Source organism: Flavonifractor porci, assembly GCF_037572415.1.
Classification (GTDB): Bacteria; Bacillota; Clostridia; order Oscillospirales; family Oscillospiraceae; genus Flavonifractor; species Flavonifractor porci.
On sequence record NZ_JBBHLB010000002.1, the window covers coordinates 272,027 to 298,214 of the forward strand.

The following is a 26,188-nucleotide window of genomic DNA, read 5'->3' on the forward strand; positions in this document are numbered from 1 at the left end:
TGGAGGAGGTCAAGCATAGGGAAAAATATCTGCAAGCAGTGCTCTGCGTAGAATGCCCCCGGCGTGAACTACTGTCAGCGGTGGGGTGGAGCGCTGATGCAGAAGGGACCCTTGTTTTCCCCGTCCAACCTCCGGTGGCTGATAGGCGTGGGCGGAAGGACGCTCATTCTGCGCCCCTGATCGCGCCGGAGGGGAGAGAGTAGGCCGGAATCTGGCTCCAGGCATCCCCTCTTTCCAACGACAGCTGGTATTGCCCGGACTGTGGTACCAAAAATGCCCTGCGCAGCACCTTTTCTTCCGGATGTGGCAGGGACCAATAAAGTGATAAGAAAGCAACGAAGGCCCCGGGGGTTACCCGGGGCCTTTTGACTGGTGGGCGGTTATAAAGGCCGCCCCTATATGAGAGTGGAGTTGGTTGTGTGGTAGGGGCGATCCTTTTGGCCGCCCGTTGCTTCAGCACAGTCCCAGGATGTACCGGCAAAGCAGCCGCTTGTACCAGGGCAGGGACTTGTCCACCTGAGTGGAGACGGTATGGGCGGCCTGTACGGCGGTCTGCCGCTCCTTTTCCGTCAGGGTGTGGGGGCTGAACCTGGCCTTTTTGGCCAGCTCAAAAACCTCCGCCGGGGTCTGACCGCCCCACTTCTCCAGCCTTTGCAGGTAGAGATACGCAGCAATGACGGCCTGATTGGTGTTGGCCTGTCCAAACCGCTTCTCGCGCCGGCTTCGACCGATGGCCCGCCGGACGGGGAGGGCCAGGATCACCAGCACGACCGCCAGGGGGATCAGGATGAAGCGCAGATCCAGAGGAGCGGCCTCCGGCTGGTCCTCTTTGCCGTCATCGGGGGCGGCGGAGGGCCGTGCGGAGGGTTGAGCGGTCTGGGTAGGCGTGGGGGTAGGCGTTGCGGTGGGCGTCGGCGTAGGTGTGGCCGTACCGCTCTGGCCGGGATTGCTGCCGGCGTAGGCGGGGGTGACCTCCACCGGCTCCCAGCCGTAGCCGGGGATATAGACCTCCACCCAGGCGTGGGCGGCGGAGTCCGGAACATTCACATGTCCGGAGGGGGGTACGTCGGCCACATAGCCGGTGACATACCGGGCGGGAATGCCCATGGCCCGCAGCATGAGGGTGGCGGTGCTGGCATAGTGCATACAGTAGCCCCGGTGGCTTTCGGTGAGGAAATAGGTGACGAAATCCTCTCCTTCCGGGGTGGCGGGGGTGTTGGGGTCGTACTGGGTGATGGAGGCCAGATAGCCGGCGATGGCCTGGGCGCTCTCCATGGTCCAAAGATGGATGAGGTTGATATCCGATTTGGTGAGGTCAGGAATACCGTTCTCCGAGGTAATGCCGTAGGAGAAATCCGGGGTACTGGTTATTTCCCTGCTGTCGCAGGCCTCCATGACCTGGGGCCAGAACTGGTCGGTGGCCTCTACCATGGCATCCCACAGCTCTGGAGAGTCGGGAATGGTGAGATAGTTCTCGTAGACAAATGCCTGATAGCGCTCCTCCGCCTGTCGCGCCTCCACCGGCAGCGCTGCTCCGGAATCAGGGGAGCAGCCGGGCTGGACATACAGGGTGTGGGTCCATACATCTTCTCCCCGGGCCAGATAGGAGTCGTACATAAACTTGGTGCCGCTGAGTTCGTTGGGTTGGGACAGAATGTGATAGGGAACGTACACATAACCTGGATCGGCGCCCACATTATGAACGGTGACCTTGGCATATTGATGGTTGGGGAAGGCGTTTCGGTCGGCCAGGGCGGGGAAGTTCATGGGATGGTAGCCATCCAATGCGTTTTCCAGGTCGGAGAGAGAAAACTGGCCGGAGTACTCGTCAATGGGATAATAGAAAGGGCCCAGGTCCTGGTAGTCCGATTCCTTCAGAGGCGCCCAGCCGCTGCTGTCATACACCGCGCTGGAGAATCCCCGCAGGTAGATCCGGCCCCGCAGGTCGGTGTCCACTTCCAGAACCGTCCGGCCGGAGAAGGACAGAGGCCCGGCGTCGTCCAGGGATACCTTGCCGTCGGCGTTGGTAAAGGAGCCGCCGCTGCCGAAGCCGAAGGGACCCTTGCCATGAAAGAGCGTTATATTCAGATGCGTTGCCCAGTTGTTGATGGAGTCCAGCGCGTCGTCCGCCCATCGCGGTCGCTGGTAGTTCTCCTGAGGTATGGCGGTATTGAGCAGCAACAGCAGCAGAGCTGCCGCCGGAAAGGAGACCAGGGTGAGCCGTGCGGCTCCCTTTCGGTCCCACCGCCGGGCCAAAGCGCCCAGACCCATCACACACCAGGCGAGAATGAGCACCATAAGGGGCAGCCAGGCCGGTGTGACCGAGATGCACAGGGGAGCCAGAATGAAGGGACTGGTGAGCAGGAAGGTGGCGGAAAAAGAGGGGAACCGCACCACTGTGAGAGCCAGCAGTACACCCAGAACAGCGGCCACTACCAGGAGAAAAATGGTTGCGGATTTGATCCAGACAATGGAGGGCAGCTGGATGATGGGTTCGATGAAGCCGTCCAGTTCCAGACTGGTACACACCGTATTTACCACAGAGCAGCGGAAGGTGATCTCTCCCAGCCGCATGGGGGTGAACATGCGCCAGACCACCAGACCGTCAATACAGAGTACCGCGGCCATACCAACCAGCATCCAGCGGGTGGGGAGCGCGCACAGCACGGTGAGCAGGACGGTCAGCAGCACACAGCCAATCAGGAAAACAGAGAGCTGAAAGGGCTGCCGAACCGCAGAGGAGAAGGACCAGAGGGTGCTGGACAACAGCAGGAAGAGCAGAAACCCGCCGGTCAGCAGCTCCAGCCAGCCCGGCCGGGGCCGGGGCTGTCGTTTGGGATGCCGTTTCATCGTCCCCCTCCTTCCACGCCGTCCGGCGTCACATGGAGATGGCGCACCTTACCGCCGCCGGTCAGCCGGAGAGCGCCGTCCAGAATAGAGCGGCCTTCCAGAGGCGCAGGGGTGGAGAAGGACAGCTCCAGACAGGCCAGCAGAGCGTTGGGACTGTCCACAGTCCGGTCCTCCATCACGCCGGTGACGGGAGCAGCCCACTGGATATGGTGGGGCCGATCCTGCTGCAGCAGCCAGCGGGAGAGGGCCCACAGCTGGGCAAAGGTGCGGTCCAGCTCCTCGGGCGGGCCGAAGTGGTCATAGGTCACTACAATAGTGGCTTGCTGGGGCTCCAGGGTCTCCCGTACCACCAGCTCGTCCTTTTTGGAGGACAGCTTCCAGTGAACTGACCGCAGGGGGTCCCCCACCCGGTACTCCCGCAAGTCGTAATCCTCGCCGGGACCGCCGCCCGGGCGGGGGCGGAGCACCGTGCCCTCGTTCTGACCGGCAGCCAGCTCCTCCTTCCCCTCCAGCTCCAGCTGGGCCGGGAGGATGAGGACGGCCCGCTCCGGACCCCTCCGCACCGGCAGGGGGAACAGACCCAGCAGATCGCAGCAAACCGCTTTTTCCACCTGGCAGACCAGGCGGCCGCAATGGGCGGCGGCCACCGTCAGTTCCGCCGGCTCCCGGGTGGTCACTGTGATCTTGCTCACCCCAGACTCTCCTGTGAGCTGATTGGTCCAGCGCAGCTTGACCCGGGGGTGGATGAGGGGCAGAAAGGAAGAATGGTGCAGGAATACGCCGAACCGGGCGCTGCCGTCCATTGTAATCAAAGTGACTTCGGGTACCGCCGACGCCATGCTCCCCATCCATCCCGGCAGTGCCAACAGCAGGGAGAGGATAGGGAGCACCAAAATAAGCACCAGAACAAAGGTGGACAGATAAAAGCGGAAGAAAATTTGAAAGAGTACCGCCGCGCCCACCCAAACGGCGTATAAGATCCGACGGCTTGCCATGGCCTTACCCGATCCTGGGAGGCGGGACCTGCCGGAGGATCTCGGCCGCCGGCTGGAAGTTGCCGTTGGCCTCCGCCCGGGGGGAGAGGATAAGCCGGTGCGTCACCACGTCGGCAAAGACCATGGATACGTCCTCCGGGTTCACAAAGTCACGGCCAAAGACCAGGGCGGCCGCCTTGGCCATGGCGGTAAGAGCCAGAGAGGCCCGGGGACTGGCGCCCTGGACGATCATGGGGTGGCTGCGGGTGGCATTGACCAGACGGATGATATAGTCCAGCACCGGGTCGGACACGAACACCCGGTCAGCCTGCTCCCGCAGGGCGGCCAGACCATTCAGGTCCAGCACCCGGCGCACCTGCTCCAGCGGGTTGTTTCCCTGCTTGCGGCGCACCATGGCAAACTCGTCCGCCGGGGCGGGGTAGCCCATGGACAGCCGGATCATAAAGCGGTCCATCTGGGAGTCGGGGAGCGGCTGAGTGCCCGAGGCCCCCGCCGGGTTCTGAGTGGCGATGACCAGGAAGGGCTGGGGGACCGGATGGGACACGCCGTCCACGGTGACCTGGCCCTCCTCCATGGCCTCCAGAAGAGCTGACTGGGTACGGCTGGTGGCACGGTTCAGCTCGTCCGCCAGGAACAGGTTGCACAGCACAGCGCCGGGCTGATACTCCATGGCGCCGGTGGCCTTGTTGTAGATGGAAAAACCGGTGATGTCCGAGGGCATCACGTCGGGGGTGAACTGCACCCGGTTATATTGCAGGCTCAGGGCCTTGGAAAAGGCCAGCGCCATAGTGGTTTTACCGACCCCGGGGATGTCCTCCAGCAAGATGTGGCCCCGGGCCAGAATGGCGAGCAGCACCTTGGCCAGCACGTTATCTTTGCCCACCACTGCTTTCTTTACCTCGCCCAAAATTTCCAGGGCCTGCTTGTTGCCTTCCATGCTCCGACCTCCTTAAACAATGAATCTGATTTCTATTGTACCAGAGGGTTCCCTTATGTCAACTCAAATGAATAAAAAAGCCCGGAATGGAAAAAATCACGGCAGACCCTTGCACAAATAGCAGGTTTGTGGTATAGTACATACGTTAGTAGTAGAAGTGTGGTGAGAGTGGGGTCGCGGCTCCGCTCTTTCTTATTGAAAAAACGGGGTATGTAAATTTTTTACACCCCCTTGCCGGAGGTGGATTATGGCCAAGGTAACTGAGCTGGTGTCCGCTCTGGCGGCCCCCCTGGTGGAGGCTGCCGGCTGCTCCCTGTGGGACGTAGAATATGTGCGGGAGGCGGGACAGTGGTTCCTGCGGATCTATATTGATAAGGAAGGCGGCGTCTCCATCAACGACTGCGAGGCGGTGAGCCGTCCTCTGTCCGATGCCCTGGACGAGGCCGATCCCATCGAGGGCAGCTATGTGCTGGAGGTATCCTCCGCCGGCGCCGACCGGCCCCTGAAAAAGCCGGAGCACTTTGCCGCGTTTATGGGAACTGAGGTGGAAGTGCGCCTCTACCGGGCGGTGGACGGCCGGAAGGACCATGTGGGCGTGCTGACCGGCTATGAAAACGGCGACGTGACCATTGAGACGGCGGACGGACCCAGGACCTTCGTCAAGAAGGACGTGGCCCAGACCCGACTGTACGTGCGGTTTTAAGATGTAGGGGCGGACAGGAACCGCCCGTGTTGAGGATAAGGAGACAGAGCTATGCCGAAGAAGAATGCCAAAGCGCAGAAGACCAATGAGCTGGACGGCAAGGAATTTTTTGCCGCCATTAACCTGATTGAGAAAGAGAAGGGCATCCCCAAGTCCTATATGCTGGATAAGATTACCCAGGCCCTGGTGTCCGCCTATAAGCGGGACCATGAGTCCGCCGGTGACAACATCGTGGTGGAGGCCGACGAGGAGGCCGGTACCGTCCGGATGTTCGTCAAGAAGGACGTGGTGGAGGAGGTGGATAACCCCTGCACCGAGATGAGCCTGGAGATGGCCCGTTCCAAGCTGCCCCAGGCCCAGCTGGGCGACGTGATCCGGATCGAGATCAAGACCCGGGACTTTGGCCGCATTGCCGCTCAGACTGCCCGTCAGGTCATCATCCAGGGTATGCGCGAGGCCGAGCGGGGCATGGTGTACGACGAGTTCTCCTCCAAGGAGCACGAGATCCTCACCGGCGTGGTCACCCGCATCGATCCCCGCTCCGGCGCTGCCAGCCTGCGGATCGGCTCCGGCAGCGAAGCCACTGAGGCCTTCCTGGCTGCCGGCGAGCAGGTCAAGGGCGAGGAGTATGTGGAAGGAATGCGCCTGCGGGTGTATGTGGTGGAGGTCCGCCGTTCCACCAAGGGTCCCCAGGTCCTGATCTCCCGCACCCATCCCGGCCTGGTGAAGCGCCTGTTCGAGATGGAAGTGCCCGAGATCTACGACGGTACTGTGGAGGTCAAGTCCATTGCCCGTGAGGCCGGTTCCCGCACCAAGCTGGCCGTCTGGTCCGCCGACCCCAACGTGGACCCCATCGGCGCCTGCGTGGGTCCCCGCGGCCAGCGTGTCAACAACATCGTGGAGGAGCTCCGCGGCGAGAAGGTGGACATCGTCAAGTGGTCTGAGGACCCCGCCGTGTACATCGCAGCCGCTCTGTCCCCCGCCGATGTCATCAGCGTGGATATCCACGAGGAGGGTAAGACCTGCCGCGTGGTGGTGCCCGACGATCAGCTGTCCCTGGCCATCGGCAAGGAGGGCCAGAACGCCCGGCTGGCCGCCAAGCTGACCGGCTGGAAGATCGACATCAAGCCCGCCTCCGCCCCCTCCGATGAAGAGGCGGAGGACGAGGAGGAGATCCTCATCGAGGATGAGGCCGGGACCGAGGAATAAACTCTGTGGGGGCGGTCTCCAAGGCTGAAACTGGCCCTCCTTGGGACCCGCCGCAGGCGGGACGGCGCTTGCGCCGCACAAGCGTTTTGTCGGCGGCAAAACCTTGGTTTGGGGCAATTCAGTTGTCCCAAACAGGATAAAATCAGGGGTCCCCGCAAAAGGCTCCGCCTTTTGTGGGGCGGGCCAGAACACCCGCCTGGCCGCCAAGCTGACGGGCTGGAAGATCGACATCAAGCCCGCCTCCGCCCCTTCCGATGAAGAGGTGGAGGACGAGGAGGATGTAATCCTGGAGGACGAGGCCGAGACCGGGGAGTAAGCCCTGAGTTATCAAATGAAATGGAAGGGGGGCAGAAGGATGCCCAAGAAGATCCCCATGCGCCAGTGCGTGGGCTGCCGGGAGATGAAGCCCAAAAAGGAGCTGATCCGGGTGGTGAAGAGCCCGGAGGGAGAGGTCTCCCTGGATTTCAAGGGAAAGAAGCCGGGGCGGGGGGCCTATGTGTGTCCTGACGAGGCCTGCCTGAAGCGGGCCCGGAAGGCCAGGGCGTTGGAGCGGGCCTTCTCCGCCCCCATGCCCGACGAGGTGTATGAGGCACTGGAACAGCAGATGCGGGAGGGCGATCAGGATGGATAGCGTACTGCATCTGCTGGGCATCGCCCGTAAGGCAGGCCGTGTGGAGGTGGGCGAGGAGCCGGTGGGCGCCGCCGCCCGGGCCCATCAGGCCAAGCTGATCCTTACCGCCTGTGACGGTGCCGACAACAGTCTGCGCCGGGCGGCCCACTTTGCCGAGATCGGCAAAGTGCCCCACCTGCCCACGCCTTACACCAAGGGTGGTCTGGGCGGTGCGGTGGGCCGCTCCGCCTGCACTATGCTGGCCCTCACCGATGTGGGGCTGGCCGCCGCCATCGCTGCCAAGCTGGCCGCCGCCGATCCTGAGGGCTGCTCCGCCGCGGCGGAACAGCTGAAGGTCCAGGCGGGCAAGGCGCTTCAGCGGCAGAAGGAACAGCGGGCCCATGAGAAGAACCTGCAAAAGAAGAATAAGAAGCCGTGGGCTCCGCCCCCCAAGGCGGCCAAAGAGCCTGAGCATCCGCCCGCGGCTAAAAAGCAGGCAAGACCGTTTGCCCTCAAGGGTAAACTGACCATCAAGAAGCAGCAGCCATGAATAAGAAGTGGCTGAGGACAGATTGGAACAAGCAGGCTTGTTCCAATAAGAAAGCGCAGCGGCCCCGCCGCGTTTTCCTATTGGCGCAAGCTGACCAGTTGGAGGTGGCTTTATTTGCTGAACAACAAATATCGTGTGCATGAGGTGGCCAAGGATTTCAACAAGAACTCCAAGGATATCACCGACATTCTGACCAAATACGCGACGACTCCGAAAAACCATATGCAGCCTCTGGACGACCGGGAGCTGTCTCTGATTTTCGAGTATCTCACCCAGCACAACCAGGTGGAGAGCATTGAGAGCATCTACGCCGACGTGTACCGGGAACCCAAGGCCGCGGCCAAGGAAACACCTGAGGCCGGGAAGGAGGAGCGGCGCTCCGCCCCCGCCCAGCAGTCCAACCAGAAGGGTGGAAAGCCTGTGAAGGAACATACCGCGCCTGTCAATAAGCCCGCCGCTCAGGCGGAGCAGCCCAGGGCCCAGCAGCCCCAGCAGCAGAATCGTCCCGCTACCCGGGTGCCTGAGAAGAAGGTTGTGGACACCCGCAAGAGCGGCAACGTGAACCTGGAAAAGTACGACCAGCGTCTGGAAGACCTGGCTGCCGGCAAGACCAAGCAGATGCAGGCCGGAAAGCAGAAGTTCCAGGGCCGCAACCAGCGCAAGGGCGGTTTCCAGGGCGGCAACAAGCGCCGCCAGGAGGAGCAGGAGAAGATGCGCCGGCTCCAGATGGAGATCGCCAAAAAGACCCCCCTCACCGTCAAGATCCCCGATGAGATCGGCGTGGGTGAACTGGCCTCCCGCATGAAGAAGACCGGCGCCGAGGTGGTCAAGACCCTGATGAAGAACGGCGTCATGGCCTCCCTGTCCGACGTGATCGACTTCGACACCGCCGCCATCATCGCCGAGGAGCTGGGCTGCAAGGTGGAGAAGGAGATCATTGTCACTATCGAGGAGCGCCTCATCGACACAGCCGAGGACAAGGAGGAGGATCTGCTGCCCCGTGCCCCCGTGGTGGTGGTCATGGGCCACGTGGACCACGGCAAGACCTCTCTGCTGGACTATATCCGCAACGCCCACGTGGCGGCGGGCGAGGCCGGCGGCATCACCCAGCACATCGGCGCCTATCAGGTGGAGGTGGGCGGCAAGCCCATCACCTTCCTGGATACCCCCGGCCATGAGGCTTTTACTGCTATGCGTGCCCGCGGCGCTATGATCACCGACGTGGCCATCCTGGTGGTGGCCGCCGACGACGGCATCATGCCTCAGACCGTGGAGTCCATCAACCACGCCAAGGCGGCCCAGATCCCCGTGATCGTGGCTATCAACAAGATGGATAAGCCGGAGGCCAACCCCGAGCGCATCAAGGAGCAGCTCACCAAGTACGAGCTGGTGCCCGAGGAGTGGGGCGGCGAGACCATCATCTGCCCCATCTCCGCCAAGACCGGCGAGGGCATTGACAACCTGCTGGAGATGGTCAACCTGACCGCCGAGATGCAGGAGCTGAAGGCCAACCCCAACCGCTCCGCCCATGGCGCCGTCATCGAGGCTCGTCTGGACAAGGGCCGCGGCCCTGTGGCTACTCTGCTGGTGCAGAACGGTACTCTCCATCAGGGCGACATCATCATTGCCGGTACCGCCGTGGGTCGTGTCCGCGCCATGACCAACGCCCGTGGTGAGAAGCTCACCGAGGCCGGTCCTTCCGTGCCTGTTGAGATCATCGGTATGGGCGAGGTGCCCGGCGCCGGCGACGATTTCCATGCTGTGGCCGACGAGCGTATGGCCCGCGAGCTGGTGGAGCAGCGCAAGCATGATCAGAAGATGGCTGCCTCCAGCCCGGTGGGTAAGGTGAGCTTGGAGGATCTGTTCAGCCAGATCAAGCAGGGCGAGATGAAGGACCTGAACATCATCGTCAAGGCCGACGTTCAGGGTTCCGCCGAGGCTGTCAAGGCCTCCCTGGAGAAGATCTCCAACGACGAGGTCCGGGTGCGGGTCATCCACTGCGCGGTGGGCGCCATCAACGAGAGCGACGTTATGCTGGCTACCACCTCCAACGCCATCATCGTGGGCTTCAATGTCCGTCCTGACTCCAACGCCAAGGACACCGCCGCCCGCAACAAGGTGGATATGCGGATGTACCGCGTGATTTACGACTGCATCAACGAGATCGAGACCGCCATGAAGGGCATGCTGGCTCCCAAGTTCAAGGAAGTGGAGCTGGGCCAGGCCGAGGTGCGCAACGTGTTCCGCATCACCGGCGTGGGCATGGTAGCCGGCTGTTACGTTACCAACGGCAAGATGCAGCGCGGCGCCAATATGCGCTTGCTGCGTGACAATGTGGTGATTTACGACGGCTCTATCGCCTCCCTCCAGCGCTTCAAGGACAGCGTGAAGGAAGTGGCTCAGGGCTACGAGTGCGGCATCACCTTTGAGAAGTTCCAGGACATCAAGGAGGGCGACGTGATCGAGGCCTTCCTGATGGAGCAGATTGAGGTATAATGAACTAGTCCATGAGCAGAGAAGGCTTTCTCGGTCGCCCTTCTTGGGGCCCCGCCGCAGGTGGGACGGCGCTTGCGCCGTACAAGTGTTTTACCGCAGGTAAAACCTTGGCGCAGGGCGAATTCATTTCGCCCGAGCAGGTAAAATGACAGGGCTCCCAAACAATGCGCTGCATTGTTTGGGATTAGGCGACGTGATCGAGGCCTTCCTGATGGAGCAGATTGAGGTATAATTCTGCTTTTTACGGAGTGCCCCCGGCCCGGCATAGCCGTGCCGGCCTGCGCTAAAGATTTGCCACTGGCAAATCTTCTTAACGCTGCGGTGGAGCAGATTGAGGCATAACTCTGCTTCTTGCGGAGTGCCTCCGGCCCGGCATAGCCGTGCCGGCCTGCGCTAAAGATTTGCCACCGGCAAATCTTCTTAACGCTGCGGTGGAGCAGACCGAAGTGTAATAATAAAAAATCAAATCAGACCCGTTCCGTCCCCAATTCATTTGAGGAGGGGGCGGGTCTGTATTGCGTAATAGGAGAAAAATATGGCAAGTAATCGTATTGGACGTATCAACGAGGAGATTCAGCGGGAGCTGGCCACCCTCATCCGCACGGTCAAGGACCCCCGGGTCCATGGACTGGTGTCCATCACCGGCGTGGATACCACCTCTGACCTGCGCTATTCCAAGATCTATGTCAGCGTGCTGGACAAGAGCGACGTGAGCGAGGTGGTCAAGGGACTTAAATCCGCCGGGGGCTATCTGCGGCGGGAGCTGGGTGCGGCCCTAAAGCTGCGCTATACCCCCGAGCTGCAATTTGTGGAGGATGACTCCATCGGTCAGGGCGCCCACATTCTGAGTATGCTGCGGAATCCGGAGGTAGTGAAGCCTGCCAATCCGGCCAACGCCCACATCGATCTGGACAGCGAGGAGTGAGCTCCATGACCTATACCGAAGCTGCGGCCTGGCTGCGTGTCCACGACCGCTATCTGATCCTGACCCACAAGCGGCCCGATGGAGATACCATCGGCTGTGCCGCCGCACTGTGCCGTGGCCTGCGCGGTCTGGGCAAGACAGCCCATATCTGCCCCGGCACCGGGGAGACCCATCTGTTCACCCCCTATCTGGAGGGGCTTCTGGCCCCCGAGGGCTATGAGCCGGAGACGGTGGTCAGTGTGGATATCGCCGCCCGGAGCCTTTTTACCAAATCTGGTCAGCCCTGGCTGGAGCGGGGCATTGATCTGGCCATCGACCACCATCCCTCTCAGGAGTTTTTTGCCAAGGAGACCTGCCTGGACGCCGGGCGGGCGGCCTGCGGTGAGATCATCTATGACATTCTGAAAGAACTGGGACAGGTCAACCAGGAGACGGCGGTTCCCCTGTATGTGGCGGTATCCACCGACACAGGCTGTTTCCAGTACGGCAACACCACGGCGGACAGCCACCGGGTGGCTGCCGCTCTGATGGCCACCGGTATGGACGTATTCCCCCTGAACAAACGCCACTTCCGTACCAAGAGCTGGGCCCGGCTCCAGGTGGAACGACTCATTGTGGAGCGGATGCACCGCTATGAGGATGGCAAGATTGCCGTGGCTCCTGTGTCCCTGTCTCTGATGGACGAGGCCGGGGCTACTGAGGAGGATATGGAGGACATTGCCGCCTTCCTGGGCCAGATCGAAGGGGTGGAGACCTCCGTCACCATCCGGGAACTGGAGGATGGGGCCTGCAAGCTGTCCGTCCGCACCAGCGGCGGACTGAACGCTACCCGTGTGTGCGCTCTGCTGGGAGGCGGCGGGCACGCCGCTGCCGCAGGCTGCACGGTCAACGGCACGCTGGAGCAGGCGGAGGCCGCTATCCTGGATGCCATCCAGAAGGTGGAAAACGATGCCTAACGGAGTGATTATTATTGATAAGCCCCAAGACTGGACCAGCATGGATATCTGCGCCCCACAGATGCAGGCATCTGCGGGGACCCCTGAGTTTTTATCATCCTCGGCGGAAGTGAATTCCGCCTGCGGCAAGGTTTTGCCGTTGGCAAAACGCTTGTACGGCGCAAAAGCGCCGAGGCTTGGCGCAGGGGAGGCGTGGCATGGCTAACGGAGTTATCATTATCGATAAGCCCCAGGATTGGACCAGCATGGATATCTGCGCCAAGGTGCGGGGCATCCTTCATGAGCGGCGGGTGGGCCACGGCGGTACCCTGGACCCCATGGCTACCGGCGTGCTGCCCGTCTTTGTTGGCCGGGCGACCCGGGCGGTGGAGTTTGCCACCGAGGGGAAAAAGGAATATATCGCCGGATTAAAACTAGGCGTTATCACAAATACCCAGGATACCACCGGTGAGGTGCTGGAACAGCGGCCGGTCCAGGTGGACCGGAAGTCCCTGGAGGGGGCCCTGGAGCCCTTCCGTGGGGATATCCTCCAGATCCCGCCCATGTACTCCGCCATCAAGCGGGACGGCAAAAAACTCTACGAGCTGGCCCGGGCGGGCCAAGAGGTGGAGCGGCCGCCCAGGCCGGTGACCATCTATGAGCTGGAGGTGCTGGAGGAGGCCCCGGCTGGGTTTCCTCAAGAGGAGGATACCTGGTATCTGCGGGTGCGCTGCTCCAAGGGCACCTATATCCGTACCCTGTGCCACGACATCGGGCAGGCTCTGGGCTGCGGCGGCTGTATGTCCGCCCTGCGGCGCACTGAGGCGGCGGGATATACGCTGAACCAGGCTGTGACGCTGGAGGAACTTCAGGCGGTTTCCGACCCGGCGGCCCTGCTGATCCCGGTGGACGGCTGTTTCGGAGAATACCCGGCGGTGACCATTGGAACCGAGGTGCTGAAGAAGGCCAAAAACGGCAGCCCTTTTTCCTGTGCTGCGGCTGACGGTACATGGAGGGTGTACGGCCCTGATGGAGCATTCCTGCTGCTGGGCAGGTGCGCCGGCGGTGTAATGACCACCATCAAAAGTTTTTTCGAGGTGTGAGACAGTGAATGGGACAGAGACAAGACGTGTGATCGCCCTGGGCTTTTTTGACGGCGTTCACCTGGGCCACGGCGCCCTGCTGCGCCGGGTGGGGGAGAAGGCGGCCGAACTGGGAGCCGTCCCGGCGGCGGTCACCTTTGATACCCATCCAGAGAACCTGATCCTCAAGACCCCGGCGGTTCCTCTGCTCAGCTCGCCCCTGGACCGGGCGGAGCTGATGCGGCGGTACTATGGGATCCGGGACGTGATCGTAGCCCACTTTGACGAGCGGATGATGCATCTGCCTTGGCGGGAGTTTGTCACCGACTATCTGGTAGGGGAACATGGGGCGGTCCATCTGGTGGCCGGTCATGATTTCCACTTCGGCTATAAAGGCGAGGGCAACCCGGAGCGGCTCCAGGCGCTGTGTCAGGAGTTGGGCATTGGCTGCGATATCATTCCCAAGGTGTGCCGGGACGATATCACAGTGTCATCCACCTATATCCGCACCCTGGTGGCGCAGGGGGAGATGGAGCGGGCCAACGAATTTTTAGGCCATCCCCACACCCTTACTGATACGGTGGCCCACGGTAAGAAGCTGGGGTCCACCCTTGGTTTCCCCACGGTGAACCTGCGTTTCCAGCCCGGCGTACTGGTGCCCGCTTACGGAGTATACGCTACCCGTGTGTGGTTTGAAAACGGCGACAGCCGCCCAGCAGTGACCAATGTGGGGGTGCGCCCCACGGTGGACGACGGAGACCGGGTGACTGTGGAAGGATTTATTCTGGATTTCAACGGCAATTTGTACGGACAGAGCGTCCGAATGGAGTTTTATAAGCGTCTGCGGGGCGAGCGGAAGTTCGATAGCCTGGAGGCGCTCAAGCAAGAAGTCATGCGTAACGCGGAACAGACCCGAGCCTATTTTGACGGCCTGTAAGACGGCTGCCCAACCGAAAGGGGACACCATATGCGCTACCACAAGATCTATCCTGCTGCCATCTGTTTTTCTGCATACCTGATCGCCATTGGTCTGATCCTGGGCGATCCCAGCCAGATCCTGCCTGGATTATGGAAGATCATTCAGACGGAGGATGCCCTCATCACCGATTATGTGAAGATCGCGGGCATCGGAGCGGCTTTTGTCAATGCCGCCCTGGTTACTCTCATCAGCCTGGGCATTCTCCACCTGAGTAAAGATCCGCTCAACGGCTATACTCTGGTGGAGATCGGCCTGATGGCGGGCTTTGCCCTCTTTGGCAAGAACGTGGCCAACATCTGGCCCATTATCTTCGGAACCTTCCTGTATGCCAAGGTCCGACGGGAGGAGTTTGGCAAATATGCCTCGGTGTCCCTGCTGGCCACCTCCCTGTCGCCAGTGGTCAGCTATGTGGCCCTGGATAACGGATGGGGCAATATATGGTGGGCTATCTTTATTGGCGCCATCATTGGTTTTGTGCTGCCCCCTCTGTCCGCCTATACATACAAGATCCAGAACGGTATGAATCTGTACAACATGGGCTTTGCCTGCGGCCTGCTGGCTACCATCCTGGTGCCAGTGATGACCTCTCTGGGGGCCAGACCTACCGTAGCGCACCATTGGGCCACCGGATATAACCTGCAGCTGGGGATCTGCCTGGGCGGTTTGTGCCTGATCCTGATCGTGATGGGTCTGTTTTTCAGTGGGCGGCCTATCTGGGCGGCCTGGGCGGGCTATCGTCGGCTGCTGCTTACCACCGGCCGTGCCCCCAGCGACTATCTGCGTATGTTTGGCGCGGCTCCAACCCTTATGAATGTGGGCGTTAATGGCCTGATCGGCATGACATTTATCCTGGCTACCGGCGGCGACCTGAACGGCCCCACCCTGGGCGGCATCTTCACCATCATGGGCTTTTCCGCATTCGGAAAGCACGCCCGCAACATCATCCCCATTATGCTGGGCGTGGTGTTGGGCAGTTTCTGTATGCATTGGAGCATCAATGACAGCGCGGTGCAGCTGGCCCTGCTCTTTGGTACGACCCTGGCACCTATTTCAGGTTATTTCGGCTGGCCTTTCGGTGTTGTGGCCGGGTTTCTCCACTCCTCGGTGGTACTGCGGGCCGGTACGCCGGTAGAGGGCTTCAACCTCTACAACAACGGATTTTCCGGCGGCCTGCTGGCCATCGTACTCTATCCCATCATCACCGAGGCGGTGCGGCACCGCAAGCCGGAACTGCAGGACGAGGACTACTTCGATGCCTTCGAACACGACTCGCCGGTGATTCCACCTCCCACCAGACGAAAATAGAATCTATAACAGGACAGGACGGGGCACCCATGGGCGTCCCGTCCTGTTTGTCTATCTGAATCTCCGGTGGCTGATACGGATACATTCCAGAGTATAAGATACCTGAAGCACTCCCCAAAGCAGCATGACCACCAGAATGGGCAGCAGTCCGATATCAGTTACCAGACTTAAAATCACCAGTACGATCCAGATGGCGGCACAGGAGCTATTGGCGACTTTGTAAGCGCGGAAGGAGGCCTGGCCAATTTGGGCCCGCTCCAGTTCGTCGCAGCTTTCCAGCCACTTCTTCTGGAAATTCACGTCATAGATACTGCCTTGCTTTTCGGGATTCATCTGACGGGTCTGATCCACCACCTTCTGTTGCAGAACCATCATGAGACCCATGGATACCAGGAAGCACAGGGCATTTGTCAGGATATCAGCGTAGAGAAAGCCTGCTGCCAAGAAAAACAAATCCGTCAACACAACCAAGCTGCTCAGCAGCAAGGCATAGCTCAGCTGATCTTCTATCCTTTGGTAGACATTCTCCGATTCCTGGTCCCAGACGGCGTAATTCTTTTTAGCAGCCCAATATAGGTAAAAACCAGGGATCAGAAGCGCTGCACTGCATACCGGGATAGCCCAGGGGGTGATAATGCCCATCAGCCGGTCCAGCCCGGTCCAGATCATATTCAACGCCCCCCGGTCCACTGCCATGGCGCTGAAAAAGCCCGCAACAGCGCCCAGGGCAGCGGACAGCAGGATTACCAGCAAAAAGAGAGGGAGAGACTTGCGATTGTCCCGCTTTACTGTGTCATTCATCATGCTCATCCTCCTGATAGGTAAAAATGTCCTCCACATTCACTCCGCAGAGTTTGGCCAGCTTGAGTGCCAGGGTTACCGATGGGGAATAGTCTCCCCGCTCGATCTGACTGATGGTCTGGCGGGATACCCCCGCCAGGCGGCCCATCTCCTGTTGATTGACTCCCAGCCTGGCCCGGTACTCCTTGAGTCGGTTATAGAGCGGCATGGCCACACCTCCTGCTTGACAAATATACACGTCAAAATGACAACTATCCTTTTCAAGGCTAGCATAGCACTGACAAGGATAGTTGTCAAGATAAAAATAAAACTGCGCCGCGAAAATCGCGGCGCAGTTTTACGTCTGATTGGATCAGGCCTTCTTGCCTCCGTCGGCACCCGACTCAAAGGCGGCCTTGGCGGAGGCGCACAGCCCCGCCAGCCCCTGGATCTCCGAGGGGATGATGAGCTTGGTGGCCTGGCCGTTGGCCGCAGCCTGGAAGGCCTCCAGGGCCTTGATCTTCAGTACCTGGTCGGTGGGGCTGGCTTCGTTCAGAAGCTTCAGGGCCTCGGCGGTGGCCTGCTGCACCTTCAGGATGGCCTCGGCTTCGCCCTCGGCCTTCATGATGGCGGCCTGCTTGGCAGCGTCGGCCCGGAGGATGAGGGACTGCTTTTCACCCTCGGCTACCAGAATCTGGCTCTGCTTCTGGCCCTCGGCCTGGAGGATGGATTCCCGGCGCTCCCGCTCGGCCTTCATTTGCTTCTCCATAGCGTCCTGAATCTCTCTGGGTGGGATGATGTTCTTCAGCTCTACCCGGTTGACTTTGATGCCCCAGGGGTCGGTGGCCTCATCCAGGATGGAACGCATCTTGGAGTTAATAATGTCACGGCTGGTGAGAGACTGGTCCAGCTCCAGCTCACCGATGATGTTGCGCAGGGTGGTGGCGGTCAGGTTCTCAATGGCGCTCATGGGGTGTTCCACGCCGTAGGTATACAGCTTGGCGTCGGTGATCTGAAAGTAGAGCACTGTATCGATCTGCATGGTGACGTTGTCCTTGGTAATGACGGGCTGAGGGGCGAAATCCACCACCTGCTCCTTGAGGGAGACAACCTTGGCGACCCGTTCCACAAAGGGAAGCTTAAAGTGGACGCCCACGCCCCATACGGTGTGGAAGGCGCCCATGCGCTCAATGACATAGGCTTTGGACTGCTGAACGATTTTCAGGTTGGCGGCCAGCAGCAGGATGATGAGCACGGCCAGAATGATGATGATGATGGGAATGATGGGGATGTTGGGCATACTTCACTCCTCCTTTTCAAACACACAATAGGTATTCAGGCTTGCTTTATGCTTGTGACAATCAGCTTGACCCCTTCGATCCGCAGGACCCGTACGGGGGTGCCTTCGGGAATGGGCTCATCCGATTCAGTGCGGGCGGTCCAGACCGTACCGCTCACTGTGACCTGACCCTGGGCGGAGCGGTTGTCAATGGTCTGGGTGACCACACCTTCGGAGCCTACCGCCCGGTCGGCGTTGGTGGCCACCTGCTTGGGGGTCACATAGCGCTGGGTCAGGGGACGGATCACCAATAGGGTGACCAGAGAGACTACCAGGAATACCGCAAATTGAATCCAGATGTTATCCACAAAAAAGGATGTAATCAGTGCGGCCAGTGCGCCCAAGGCGAACCACAGGGAAACCAGGGTCACAGTCATTCCCTCCAGAACGGCCAAAACCACCAGTGCCACCAGCCAGCAAATACTGGGTATGGGCATAGACGGACCTCCTTTCTTACGCTTATCCTAGCATAATTCTATCAAAAAGGGAAGTGACATTCCGTTACAGTTTGCCAAGCGGAGAGAAATAGGGTATACTGGACCAAACGATGCTGTGATAAGGAGCCTGACATGAAAGAACTGGAATTGCTGATCCCCACCCTGTTTGGCCTGGAGGGCCTGTGTGCCGAGGAACTGCGCCGGCTGGGCCTGCCGGAGGTAAAGGCGGAGAACGGTCGGGTGGGCTGCAAGGCCTGTCCGGAAGACATTCCCAGAGTGAATTTGAATCTGCGTACCGGCGAGCGGGTACTGCTGGTGGTGGGGCGGTATCGGGCCGCCGACTTTGAGGCCCTGTTTGAAGGGGCAAAAGCCCTGCCCTGGGAGGAATTTATCCCCCGGGAAGGAGCATTCCCGGTGAAGGGCCACTCCCTCAACTCCCAGCTCCACGCGGTGCCCGCCATCCAGTCGGTGCTGAAAAAAGCCCTGGCCGCCCGGCTGGGACAGAAATACGGCATGGATACCCTGCCGGAGACCGGCGCCCTCTATCAGGTCCAGTTTTCTTTGATGCATGATGAGGTCACCCTGATGCTGGACACCACCGGTGCGGGGCTCCACAAGCGGGGCTACCGGGCAGTGGGCGTAGCCGCGCCCCTGCGGGAGACCCTGGCCGCTGCCATGGTGCTCCTCTCCCGCTACCGGGGGAAGGACCCCTTCTGCGACCCCTTCTGCGGCTCAGGCACCATCGCCATCGAGGCCGCCCTCATTGCCAAGAACCGGGCCCCCGGCCTGAACCGGGCCTTCTCAGCCCAGCGGTGGAAGTGGCTGGACAGCGGACTGTGGCTCCAGGCCGCCGACGAGGCGATGGATAAGGAGTTCCACGGCGACTATGACATCTGGGGCGGGGATATCGATCCCAAGGCGGTGGCCATCGCCCGGGACAACGCGGTGAAGGCAGATGTGGAAGATGTGGTCCGCTTTGAAGTGGCGGATGCTGCCAAGTTTCACCGGGACGCCCCTGCGGGACGGGTGGTCACCAATCCGCCCTACGGAGAGCGCATTCTGGAGAAGCGGGAGGCGGAGGAACTGTACCGGGCCTTCGGCAAGGCGGTGCGCACCCTGCCGGAGGGGTGGAAGGTGAGTGTGCTCTCCTCCCATACCGAATTTGAGCGGACCTTTGGCCGGACGGCGGACAAGAAACGAAAGCTGTACAACGGAATGTTGAAATGCGATCTGTTCCAGTACGGCCTTGACAGACGGAGGTAGGACATGAAAAAGAAGCGGACACTGCGATTGTCCTGTTTGATGCTGGCCCTGTGCCTCATGCTGGGTGGACAGGCCCTGGCCGCCCCCGAGGGGGCCACGGTATGGGGGTACAGCGAGGGGCTGGCCCAGTGTGAACTGAATGGCAAGTGGGGCTTTGTGGATGCCCAGAAAAAGGTGGTCGTCCCGCTGCAATATGACAGTGTGGTGTCCTTTTCCCTGGGCCTGGCCGCCGTGAATCTGGACGGTAAACTGGGTGTGATCCGGCCGGATGGTACCTATCTGATCCAGCCGGAGTACGGCACCCTGCTGCCCCTGGACTGCGGTCTCTATGTAGTGCAGAAAGGCACCCGCTGGGGTGTGGCCAGTATCCTGCCCTTCTCCGATGGACAGGGGGGCACCACCAACCTGCTTTACGACCTGATCTATGACAGCGCTACCATCACAGAGCAGGGGGGGACCCGGGTCCTTACCCTGACCAAGGATGGCGAAGTCACCAAGATCCCGGTGTTTGAGCTGCCCCGAATCCTGGTGGAGAAAGGGGTGCCCTCCGCCCGGTTTTCTCTGACCCGGGGCAAGCTGCCCAATTTCAGCGACGTATCCCCCCGGGATTGGTTTACGGTTTGGGTGGATATTGCCTATAATGTGGGGCTGACCTCCGGCGTGGGGGGCAACCGGTATGCTCCGGACCAAACCCTGACGGTGGCCGAGGTGCTCAAGCTGGCCGCCACCATGGAGAGCCGCTACAAGAACGACAGCTTCCATACCAGCAGCTCTACCGGGCCTTACTGGTACTCCGGCGCGGTGAGCTACTGCCTGGCCAGCGGCATCATTTAGAGCGGCACCTTCAGCCAGCAGGACTACCTGCGTCCTGCTACCCGGCGGGAGATTGCCCAGATCTTTGCGGCCACCAGTCAGGCCAAGCACATGAAGAATATCAACGATCTGTCCCGAATCAAGACCTCTGTGCCCGATGTAAAGCCGGGCGATCCCGGCGCGGATGCTATTTACAGCCTCTATGCCAAGGGCGTACTTACCGGAGTGGACAGCAAGCTTACCTTCAATCCAAAGGGAACGGTGACCCGGGCGGAGGCGGCGGCCATCGTGGCCCGCATGGCCCGGGCGGAACAGCGGCTGACCCTCTGGGGGACATTTAATCCCGGTGTCTTTGCCGCGTAAAACAGAGCAGATCAAGAGAGAGAGGAGGGTGCCTGTGCGGCACCTGTTCGTAATGAATCCCCATGCGGGAAAGTTTGACCGCAGCCAGGAGATGCTGGAGAAAATACGCCATATCATGGCCGGACGCCGGGCAGAGTGGTGGGCGGTACGGACAGAGGGAAGCGGACACGCCACCCGGCTGGTGGCGGAGGCCGCCCGGCAAGGGGACCCGCTGCGGGTGTATGCCTGCGGTGGAGACGGTACCCTCAATGAGGTGGTCAACGGCGCGGCCGGACAGAGCCATGTGGCGGTGACCCACTGCCCTATGGGCTCGGGCAACGATTTCCTGCGCATCTTCGGCCAGGATGCCGGCCGGTTCTGGAAGCTGGAGCAGCTGCTGGATGGGCCGCAGACCGCCATGGACCTGATTGAATGCAACGGTCGGTATTCCCTGAATGTGTGTTCGGTAGGGTTTGACGCCCGCATCGGGTTTGGGGCTGCCGACTTTAAAAAGCTGCCCCTGGTCAGCGGTACGGCGGCCTATCAGATGTCCGCCCTGCGCACCATCATCCGGGGGATTCACCTGCCCTATCAGGTGGAGATCGACGGCGAGCCTATGCCGGGGGAACGGTTCACACTGCTGTGTGCCTGCAATGGCCGGTACTACGGCGGCGGATTCAATCCCAGCCCCACGGCTATGCCCGACGACGGGGTACTGGATTTTATTGTGATCCCGGCGGTATCCCGATTTACAGTTCTGGCACTGATCAAAAAATTTGCCCGGGGGGAGATCGGGGACATTCCACAGGCCATTCTGCGCCGGGGCCGGACCATGAATGTGCGGTGCGACCGGCTTACCGCAGTCAATGTGGACGGCGAACTGGTAGAGGGGACCGACCTGTCCATCGGGCTGTCCGATCAGAAGGTGCAGTTTTTCTATCCCGCCGGAGCTACCTGGCAGGGAGCGCAGACTTGTAAAGAGAAAGCGTGCATGGTAAAATAAAGATGTACAGATATGGGACCAGCCGTTACAAAAGGAGGGGGCTATGTACAGAATCGTCAAGTGGACCATGGTTGCTTTGAGCGTTCTCTATCTTCCCTATGTCTTTCTAATTCCGTTTCTGGCTGCCCTGCGTACCAGTTTGCTGGCCTGGCTGCTCTATGTGATTTTTGTGATGGTTACGGTCTTTGTATGCGCCATCAACAGTAAGGCCTGCCGCACGGTGGGGCAGGGCATGGACCTGGACGAAAAGAACAAGGAAATCATGATCACCCAGGAATTGGAGCGTTCCAAGTATTATTGGACCCAGATGTGAGAAAATGGATTAGCACTCCTCCTGTGAGTTTGTGAACAAAACTTGAATTTTTCCAAAACCGACCCCCTTTTTTCAAAAAAGGGGGTTGATTTTTTGTGCGGAGAGAGGTATTATCATACACGTGGTTAGCACTCAGATAAAATGAGTGCTAACAATTGGATTGGTTAATAAGAAAATGAATCATATAAGGAGGAACCCATTATGAAACTCAAGCCTCTCGCCGACCGTGTGGTCATCAAGCTGGTCGAGGCCGAAGAAAAGACCAAGAGTGGCATCATCCTGACTGGTTCTGCCAAGGAGAAGCCCGAAGTGGCTCAGGTCATTGAGGTGGGCCCCGGCGGCTTGGTGGACGGCAAGGAAGTCGTTATGACCGTGAAGGTGGGCGACAAGGTCATCACCAGCAAGTATGCCGGTACTGAGGTGAAGATCGACGGCGAGGAGTACACCATCGTTCGTCAGTCTGACATCCTGGCTATCGTGGAGTAATTACGTCCAGGAGGGATTGCATCCCCCCTAAACACGAAACCGCCGCGCCGCAGGCGGCACAGTGGTTTCGATACCCCTCTCGCCTTTGTACACAAAGGCGGTTGCCCGCCGGTGGCGGAGCAAGCATAGGTGTCCTGCGCAGGCGCGTGTCCTGTTCCGGACAAATTTTGATTTTAATTTCGCTCGGGCGGAATTTGCATGGAGGTAATTCATTATGGCTAAAATCATTTGCTACGGTGAGGAAGCCCGTCACGCTCTGGAGCGGGGCGTGAATCAGCTGGCTGATACCGTTAAGATCACCATGGGTCCCAAGGGCCGCAACGTGGTGCTGGACAAGAAGTTCGGCGCTCCCCTGATCACCAACGACGGCGTGACCATCGCCAAGGAGATCGAGCTGGACGATCCCTTTGAGAACATGGGCGCTCAGCTGGTGAAGGAAGTCTCCACCAAGACCAACGACGTGGCCGGCGACGGCACCACCACCGCTACTCTGCTGGCTCAGGCTATCATCCGCGAGGGCCTGAAGAACCTGGCTGCCGGCGCCAACCCCATGGTCATGAAGAAGGGCATTGCCAAGGCTACCGCCACTGCTGTGGAGGCCATCAAGGCCAACTCCAAGAAGGTCAACGGCTCCGATGACATCGCCCGCGTGGGCACCGTGTCCTCCGGCGACGAGACCGTGGGCAAGCTGATTGCCGAGGCCATGGAGAAGGTTTCCAACGATGGCGTTATCACCGTTGAGGAGTCCAAGACCGCTGAGACCTACAGCGAGGTCGTGGAAGGTATGCAGTTCGACCGCGGCTATATCACCCCCTATATGGTTACCGATACCGAGAAGATGGAGGCTGTTCTGGACGACGCCCTCATTCTCATCACCGATAAGAAGATCTCCAACATTCAGGAGCTGCTGCCCATTCTGGAGCAGGTGGTGCAGTCCGGCAAGAAGCTGCTGGTCATCGCCGAGGACGTGGAGGGCGAGGCTCTGTCCACCCTCATCGTCAACAAGCTGCGCGGCACTCTGAACGTGGTGTGCGTCAAGGCCCCCGGCTTCGGCGACCGCCGCAAGGAGATGCTGGAGGATATCGCCGTTCTGACCGGCGGTACCGTTATCACTGCCGACATGGGCTATGAGCTGAAGGAAGCCACCATGGATATGCTGGGCCACGCCCGCCAGGTGAAGGTCTCCAAGGAGAACACCATCATCGTGGACGGCGCCGGCAGCTCCGAGGCCATCAAGAACCGCACCAACCAGATCCGCAGCCAGATCGAGACCACCACTTCCGACTATGACCGCGAGAAGCTCCAGGAGCGTCTGGCCAAGATGGCCGGCGGCGTGGCCATCATCCGCGTGGGCGCTGCCACTGAGGTGGAGATGAAGGAGAAGAAGCTGCGCATCGAGGACGCTCTGAACGCCACCCGCGCCGCTGTTGAGGAAGGCATCGTGGCTGGCGGCGGCACCGCTTATGTGAACGCTGTCTCTGCCGTTGAGGCCCTGCTGGATGGCACCGAGGGCGACGAGAAGACCGGTGTCCGCATCATCGCCAAGGCTCTGACCGAGCCCATGCGCCAGATTGCCACCAACGCCGGCATCGACGGCTCCGTGGTGCTGGAGAACGTGAAGAAGGCCGACAAGACCGGCTACGGCTTCGACGCCTACAACGAGACCTATGTGGACATGATCTCCGCCGGTATCGTGGATCCCACCAAGGTAACCCGTTCCGCTCTGGAGAACGCCGCTTCCATCGCCGCTACCCTGTTGACCACCGAGGCTCTGGTGGCCGACAAGAAGGAGCCCGCTCCCGCTGCTCCCGCTGCCCCCGACATGGGCGGTATGTACTGATTCAATGGCAAACGTTTGGGCCCCCGGAACATCGTTCCGGGGGCCCTCCTTGCTGCCCGCCCGACTTACGCTTCCAACAAAGGGCGTGATAGGGTAACAACAGGCCGGCATCCACAGTTCTTGTGGGTGCCGACTCGTTTTCCTGTCACGCGTATGTTTCATCTTGTTTTTTCCCTGAAAGCAGATATACTGAGACTATACAGAGGCGTTTCTGCGATCAGAGGCGGGGACATGGGGCCCATGCCACTGGCAGAAGCGAAACGGCGGCAGCTGTGCGCCGCACGAGTAAGGAGATGACGCTATGGGCACCACTGTGAGCAGCCTTCAAATCCTTGGAACAACAGAGGATGCAGTCAAAGCCGCCATGCCCAACGCCGTTGTGGGGACATGGTCGGAACGCTTTATTACCGCCTGCCCCGGTGAACTCTACTTTGGCCAGCTGGACCGAAAGGCCGGGTGGCTTTCCAGGAAGCTGGACTGTACCGTACTCTCCGTGTCCATGTTCGATGGTGATGACCTGTCGCTGGCGCTCTATGTCTCGGGAAAGCGCGCCGCGCGCCACGCGATCTTCACTCAGGGGGGAGAGGGGCGGGTACTGGGCAATGCCAATGTATTCTGCGCCGGCCTGGGGCTGCCGCAGCAGGTTGCACCGCTTTTGAAACGGCTCTTTACCGAACCGGATCAGGAGGAAAAGCTGCAGATCCTCTCCAGTTTACTGGGGACGCCGCTGTTTGTCCGCTGGGATGATGACTTTACGGCAGTGGAATTCCAACCGGCGGATGAAGGGCCGCTTCGTGCATGGATCGAGGCCCATCCGCTGCCGCCCAAACTCAAAAACCAGACCAGTATGGAGCTGGTGCAGGAGATTGGAGATCGAGCGCTGCAAAATGAAGACTCCGCGATGATTTTGCGGCCTCTGAGTTATGCCGATGAAGAGGAGGCCAGGTTTTTGGGATATCCCGTCGGCACATTTATCGGATATTGCTGCGCCGGCGGTGAATGGGCCCACTGGGATGGAGATGGGAACCTCCTGCTCACTCCTCTGATGGAGGAGGGATTGGCTGACCTCTCCTACGCAGAAGCAGATGGGCGGCTGCTGACCTTTGCCAGCGACATGGTGGAGGTCAGGTGCGGCGTTTATACGCCGGGGGCCGCAAGCGTTGTGTACGACTCCGCCGGGCGGCTCCCGGTTCCGCTGGCGCTGCCCCGAACCGCGGACGGAGCGTCCATGACGCTCAGCCGCGGGTATCTGCTGCCCGACGGTGGCTTTCTGGCCGCCATGCACCCAGTCGATGATGCAAACAACTGGTCCGTGTTGTACCGCTATAGCGCGGAGGGCAACCTCCTCTGGAGCAGGAAAGGCTCGCCTGGGTGCATCACGGTGTTGAGAGAACGCATCTATCTGTCCGAGAGCAGTGGAGAGGAGACCTTTTTGCACTGCCTGACGATGGAGGGGCAGTGCCTGCATTCTGCGGTTTCGCACAGCGATCAACCTGTCCAGACCGATGGAACCTACCTGTATCAGCTGAAGCAGGGCACTTATCAACAAGACGATATCCTTCTTCGGTTTACGTTGGATCTCCAGGAGGCGGGACAGATCTCGGTTCCGTATCTGTCTGACCTGTCCATCGCACCGGACGGCAGTTTTCTCGTTTGTGCCGGCTATGGCTCCGGTTTGGCAGTGATCGATCTGGAGCAGTTTGAATTGCGCAAGGAACTGCGCAATCAGGAGAAGGACTATCTGGCGGTGGTGGACGGCCAAAACCGCATCTGGGTCGCCAACGGCGGATATGTTGAATGTTGGTCACCCGATCTGGAGCCGCTGTCCCGGCATCGCTTCGTAGGGGATATTGTGGGTCATACGCTGAATCAGGCAGGCGAACTATGCCTTGCCACCCATCAGTCGAGCAGAAATCGAACAAGGGTGTATCGGTTTTACGGAAAAGATTCCCGCTAAAGAAGCTGCCGCTCATTTTTTGCTGCGTTGTCTGGCTTT

General features: G+C 60.2%; 27 protein-coding genes. 20 read left to right on the forward strand and 7 right to left on the reverse strand.

All coding sequences use genetic code 11. The features are described from left to right. Positions 1-453: 453 nt before the first annotated feature. The 3 genes from WHJ28_RS03475 to WHJ28_RS03485 are packed head-to-tail and all read right to left on the reverse strand — an operon-like array spanning position 454 to position 4,782. The gene (locus WHJ28_RS03475) at positions 454-2,850 is read right to left on the reverse strand and encodes a transglutaminase-like domain-containing protein (RefSeq protein ID WP_340039761.1); all 2,397 of its coding nucleotides are present in this window, start codon (positions 2,848-2,850) and stop codon (positions 454-456) included. Then, positions 2,847-3,845 carry a DUF58 domain-containing protein gene (locus WHJ28_RS03480; protein WP_340039762.1) on the reverse strand — a complete coding sequence of 333 codons (999 nt, stop codon included), beginning with the start codon at positions 3,843-3,845 and terminating at the stop codon, positions 2,847-2,849. Before WHJ28_RS03480 ends, WHJ28_RS03475 begins: the two co-directional genes overlap by 4 nt. A 4-nt stretch (positions 3,846-3,849) precedes the next feature. Next, positions 3,850-4,782 (reverse strand): AAA family ATPase, encoded by a 933-nt coding sequence (locus WHJ28_RS03485; RefSeq protein WP_340039763.1) that lies wholly within the window; start codon positions 4,780-4,782, stop codon positions 3,850-3,852. Between the two features lie 247 nt (positions 4,783-5,029). On the opposite strand from WHJ28_RS03485, the gene rimP reads away from it, so the two are divergent. From rimP to WHJ28_RS03545, 12 genes are all read left to right on the forward strand, one after another. After that, positions 5,030-5,485, forward strand: a complete 456-nt coding sequence (rimP, locus tag WHJ28_RS03490) for a ribosome maturation factor RimP (RefSeq protein ID WP_340039764.1) — start codon at positions 5,030-5,032, stop codon at positions 5,483-5,485. A 51-nt stretch (positions 5,486-5,536) separates the two neighbouring features. Next, a complete protein-coding gene (nusA, locus tag WHJ28_RS03495; protein ID WP_340039766.1) occupies positions 5,537-6,694 on the forward strand; it encodes a transcription termination factor NusA in 1,158 nt (385 codons plus the stop codon). Positions 6,695-6,797: 103 nt separating this feature from the next. Then, positions 6,798-7,010 carry a hypothetical protein gene (locus WHJ28_RS03500; RefSeq protein WP_340039767.1) on the forward strand — a complete coding sequence of 71 codons (213 nt, stop codon included), beginning with the start codon at positions 6,798-6,800 and terminating at the stop codon, positions 7,008-7,010. A 39-nt stretch (positions 7,011-7,049) separates the two neighbouring features. Then, positions 7,050-7,325 (forward strand): RNase P modulator RnpM, encoded by a 276-nt coding sequence (gene rnpM / locus WHJ28_RS03505; protein WP_209341739.1) that lies wholly within the window; start codon positions 7,050-7,052, stop codon positions 7,323-7,325. After that, positions 7,318-7,854: a 50S ribosomal protein L7 gene (locus tag WHJ28_RS03510; protein ID WP_340039768.1), complete on the forward strand. Its 537-nt coding sequence runs from the start codon at positions 7,318-7,320 to the stop codon at positions 7,852-7,854. Before rnpM ends, WHJ28_RS03510 begins: the two co-directional genes overlap by 8 nt. A 117-nt stretch (positions 7,855-7,971) precedes the next feature. After that, positions 7,972-10,350, forward strand: coding sequence for a translation initiation factor IF-2 (gene infB / locus WHJ28_RS03515; RefSeq protein WP_340039805.1), 2,379 nt, complete (start codon positions 7,972-7,974; stop codon positions 10,348-10,350). A 535-nt stretch (positions 10,351-10,885) separates the two neighbouring features. After that, positions 10,886-11,275, forward strand: a complete 390-nt coding sequence (gene rbfA / locus WHJ28_RS03520) for a 30S ribosome-binding factor RbfA (protein WP_087188579.1) — start codon at positions 10,886-10,888, stop codon at positions 11,273-11,275. Between the two features lie 5 nt (positions 11,276-11,280). After that, complete coding sequence (locus WHJ28_RS03525) at positions 11,281-12,231, forward strand: DHH family phosphoesterase (RefSeq protein ID WP_340039769.1); 951 nt, start codon at positions 11,281-11,283, stop codon at positions 12,229-12,231. Further along, positions 12,224-12,436, forward strand: a complete 213-nt coding sequence (locus tag WHJ28_RS03530) for a hypothetical protein (RefSeq protein WP_340039770.1) — start codon at positions 12,224-12,226, stop codon at positions 12,434-12,436. Before WHJ28_RS03525 ends, WHJ28_RS03530 begins: the two co-directional genes overlap by 8 nt. Then, positions 12,429-13,313: a tRNA pseudouridine(55) synthase TruB gene (gene truB, locus WHJ28_RS03535; RefSeq protein WP_340039772.1), complete on the forward strand. Its 885-nt coding sequence runs from the start codon at positions 12,429-12,431 to the stop codon at positions 13,311-13,313. The genes WHJ28_RS03530 and truB overlap by 8 nt, the downstream gene beginning before the upstream one ends. 4 nt (positions 13,314-13,317) lie before the next feature. Next, on the forward strand, positions 13,318-14,229 hold the full coding sequence (ribF, locus tag WHJ28_RS03540; protein WP_340039773.1) for a riboflavin biosynthesis protein RibF: 912 nt from the start codon (positions 13,318-13,320) through the stop codon (positions 14,227-14,229). 30 nt (positions 14,230-14,259) lie between these two features. Beyond that, the gene (locus WHJ28_RS03545; protein WP_340039774.1) at positions 14,260-15,576 is read left to right on the forward strand and encodes a DUF1576 domain-containing protein; all 1,317 of its coding nucleotides are present in this window, start codon (positions 14,260-14,262) and stop codon (positions 15,574-15,576) included. Positions 15,577-15,627: 51 nt separating this feature from the next. Here WHJ28_RS03545 and WHJ28_RS03550 read toward each other — a convergent pair whose 3' ends face one another. The 4 genes from WHJ28_RS03550 to WHJ28_RS03565 form a co-directional block, all read right to left on the reverse strand. Beyond that, positions 15,628-16,380, reverse strand: coding sequence for a DUF3169 family protein (locus tag WHJ28_RS03550; protein ID WP_340039775.1), 753 nt, complete (start codon positions 16,378-16,380; stop codon positions 15,628-15,630). After that, positions 16,370-16,585 (reverse strand): helix-turn-helix transcriptional regulator, encoded by a 216-nt coding sequence (locus tag WHJ28_RS03555; RefSeq protein WP_340039776.1) that lies wholly within the window; start codon positions 16,583-16,585, stop codon positions 16,370-16,372. The genes WHJ28_RS03550 and WHJ28_RS03555 overlap by 11 nt, the downstream gene beginning before the upstream one ends. 144 nt (positions 16,586-16,729) lie before the next feature. After that, positions 16,730-17,656 carry an SPFH domain-containing protein gene (locus WHJ28_RS03560; RefSeq protein WP_340039777.1) on the reverse strand — a complete coding sequence of 309 codons (927 nt, stop codon included), beginning with the start codon at positions 17,654-17,656 and terminating at the stop codon, positions 16,730-16,732. Between the two features lie 35 nt (positions 17,657-17,691). Beyond that, entirely contained in the window at positions 17,692-18,132 is a 441-nt protein-coding gene (locus tag WHJ28_RS03565; protein ID WP_340039778.1) for an NfeD family protein, read from the reverse strand. Between the two features lie 132 nt (positions 18,133-18,264). Here WHJ28_RS03565 and WHJ28_RS03570 point away from each other — a divergent pair, with 132 nt between their 5' ends. From WHJ28_RS03570 to WHJ28_RS03605, 8 genes are all read left to right on the forward strand, one after another. Further along, positions 18,265-19,395, forward strand: coding sequence for a THUMP domain-containing class I SAM-dependent RNA methyltransferase (locus tag WHJ28_RS03570; RefSeq protein ID WP_340039779.1), 1,131 nt, complete (start codon positions 18,265-18,267; stop codon positions 19,393-19,395). A gap of 3 nt (positions 19,396-19,398) precedes the next feature. Further along, on the forward strand, positions 19,399-20,229 hold the full coding sequence (locus WHJ28_RS03575; protein ID WP_340039780.1) for a WG repeat-containing protein: 831 nt from the start codon (positions 19,399-19,401) through the stop codon (positions 20,227-20,229). A gap of 90 nt (positions 20,230-20,319) precedes the next feature. Beyond that, positions 20,320-20,571: an S-layer homology domain-containing protein gene (locus WHJ28_RS03580; RefSeq protein WP_340039781.1), complete on the forward strand. Its 252-nt coding sequence runs from the start codon at positions 20,320-20,322 to the stop codon at positions 20,569-20,571. Positions 20,572-20,605: 34 nt separating this feature from the next. Beyond that, positions 20,606-21,553, forward strand: coding sequence for a diacylglycerol/lipid kinase family protein (locus tag WHJ28_RS03585; RefSeq protein WP_340039782.1), 948 nt, complete (start codon positions 20,606-20,608; stop codon positions 21,551-21,553). A gap of 43 nt (positions 21,554-21,596) precedes the next feature. Continuing rightward, positions 21,597-21,866: a hypothetical protein gene (locus tag WHJ28_RS03590; RefSeq protein WP_340039783.1), complete on the forward strand. Its 270-nt coding sequence runs from the start codon at positions 21,597-21,599 to the stop codon at positions 21,864-21,866. A gap of 201 nt (positions 21,867-22,067) precedes the next feature. Continuing rightward, positions 22,068-22,352 (forward strand): co-chaperone GroES, encoded by a 285-nt coding sequence (locus WHJ28_RS03595; protein WP_340039785.1) that lies wholly within the window; start codon positions 22,068-22,070, stop codon positions 22,350-22,352. Positions 22,353-22,566: 214 nt separating this feature from the next. Continuing rightward, positions 22,567-24,192 carry a chaperonin GroEL gene (gene groL / locus WHJ28_RS03600; protein WP_340039786.1) on the forward strand — a complete coding sequence of 542 codons (1,626 nt, stop codon included), beginning with the start codon at positions 22,567-22,569 and terminating at the stop codon, positions 24,190-24,192. Positions 24,193-24,493: 301 nt separating this feature from the next. Continuing rightward, on the forward strand, positions 24,494-26,149 hold the full coding sequence (locus WHJ28_RS03605) for a YncE family protein (RefSeq protein ID WP_340039787.1): 1,656 nt from the start codon (positions 24,494-24,496) through the stop codon (positions 26,147-26,149). The last annotated feature ends 39 nt before the right edge of the window (positions 26,150-26,188 follow it).

Bases quoted from the DNA above. Each gene is read 5' to 3' on its own strand.
- WHJ28_RS03475 (WP_340039761.1), bottom strand. From the start codon at position 2,850: ATGAAACGGCATCCCAAACGACAGCCCCGGCCCCGGCCGGGCTGGCTG.
- WHJ28_RS03480 (WP_340039762.1), bottom strand. From the start codon at position 3,845: ATGGCAAGCCGTCGGATCTTATACGCCGTTTGGGTGGGCGCGGCGGTA.
- WHJ28_RS03485 (WP_340039763.1), bottom strand. From the start codon at position 4,782: ATGGAAGGCAACAAGCAGGCCCTGGAAATTTTGGGCGAGGTAAAGAAA.
- rimP (WP_340039764.1), top strand. From the start codon at position 5,030: ATGGCCAAGGTAACTGAGCTGGTGTCCGCTCTGGCGGCCCCCCTGGTG.
- nusA (WP_340039766.1), top strand. From the start codon at position 5,537: ATGCCGAAGAAGAATGCCAAAGCGCAGAAGACCAATGAGCTGGACGGC.
- rnpM (WP_209341739.1), top strand. From the start codon at position 7,050: ATGCCCAAGAAGATCCCCATGCGCCAGTGCGTGGGCTGCCGGGAGATG.
- WHJ28_RS03510 (WP_340039768.1), top strand. From the start codon at position 7,318: ATGGATAGCGTACTGCATCTGCTGGGCATCGCCCGTAAGGCAGGCCGT.
- rbfA (WP_087188579.1), top strand. From the start codon at position 10,886: ATGGCAAGTAATCGTATTGGACGTATCAACGAGGAGATTCAGCGGGAG.
- WHJ28_RS03525 (WP_340039769.1), top strand. From the start codon at position 11,281: ATGACCTATACCGAAGCTGCGGCCTGGCTGCGTGTCCACGACCGCTAT.
- WHJ28_RS03530 (WP_340039770.1), top strand. From the start codon at position 12,224: ATGCCTAACGGAGTGATTATTATTGATAAGCCCCAAGACTGGACCAGC.
- truB (WP_340039772.1), top strand. From the start codon at position 12,429: ATGGCTAACGGAGTTATCATTATCGATAAGCCCCAGGATTGGACCAGC.
- WHJ28_RS03545 (WP_340039774.1), top strand. From the start codon at position 14,260: ATGCGCTACCACAAGATCTATCCTGCTGCCATCTGTTTTTCTGCATAC.
- WHJ28_RS03550 (WP_340039775.1), bottom strand. From the start codon at position 16,380: ATGATGAATGACACAGTAAAGCGGGACAATCGCAAGTCTCTCCCTCTC.
- WHJ28_RS03555 (WP_340039776.1), bottom strand. From the start codon at position 16,585: ATGCCGCTCTATAACCGACTCAAGGAGTACCGGGCCAGGCTGGGAGTC.
- WHJ28_RS03560 (WP_340039777.1), bottom strand. From the start codon at position 17,656: ATGCCCAACATCCCCATCATTCCCATCATCATCATCATTCTGGCCGTG.
- WHJ28_RS03565 (WP_340039778.1), bottom strand. From the start codon at position 18,132: ATGCCCATACCCAGTATTTGCTGGCTGGTGGCACTGGTGGTTTTGGCC.
- WHJ28_RS03570 (WP_340039779.1), top strand. From the start codon at position 18,265: ATGAAAGAACTGGAATTGCTGATCCCCACCCTGTTTGGCCTGGAGGGC.
- WHJ28_RS03575 (WP_340039780.1), top strand. From the start codon at position 19,399: ATGAAAAAGAAGCGGACACTGCGATTGTCCTGTTTGATGCTGGCCCTG.
- WHJ28_RS03580 (WP_340039781.1), top strand. From the start codon at position 20,320: ATGAAGAATATCAACGATCTGTCCCGAATCAAGACCTCTGTGCCCGAT.
- WHJ28_RS03590 (WP_340039783.1), top strand. From the start codon at position 21,597: ATGTACAGAATCGTCAAGTGGACCATGGTTGCTTTGAGCGTTCTCTAT.
- WHJ28_RS03595 (WP_340039785.1), top strand. From the start codon at position 22,068: ATGAAACTCAAGCCTCTCGCCGACCGTGTGGTCATCAAGCTGGTCGAG.
- groL (WP_340039786.1), top strand. From the start codon at position 22,567: ATGGCTAAAATCATTTGCTACGGTGAGGAAGCCCGTCACGCTCTGGAG.
- WHJ28_RS03605 (WP_340039787.1), top strand. From the start codon at position 24,494: ATGGGCACCACTGTGAGCAGCCTTCAAATCCTTGGAACAACAGAGGAT.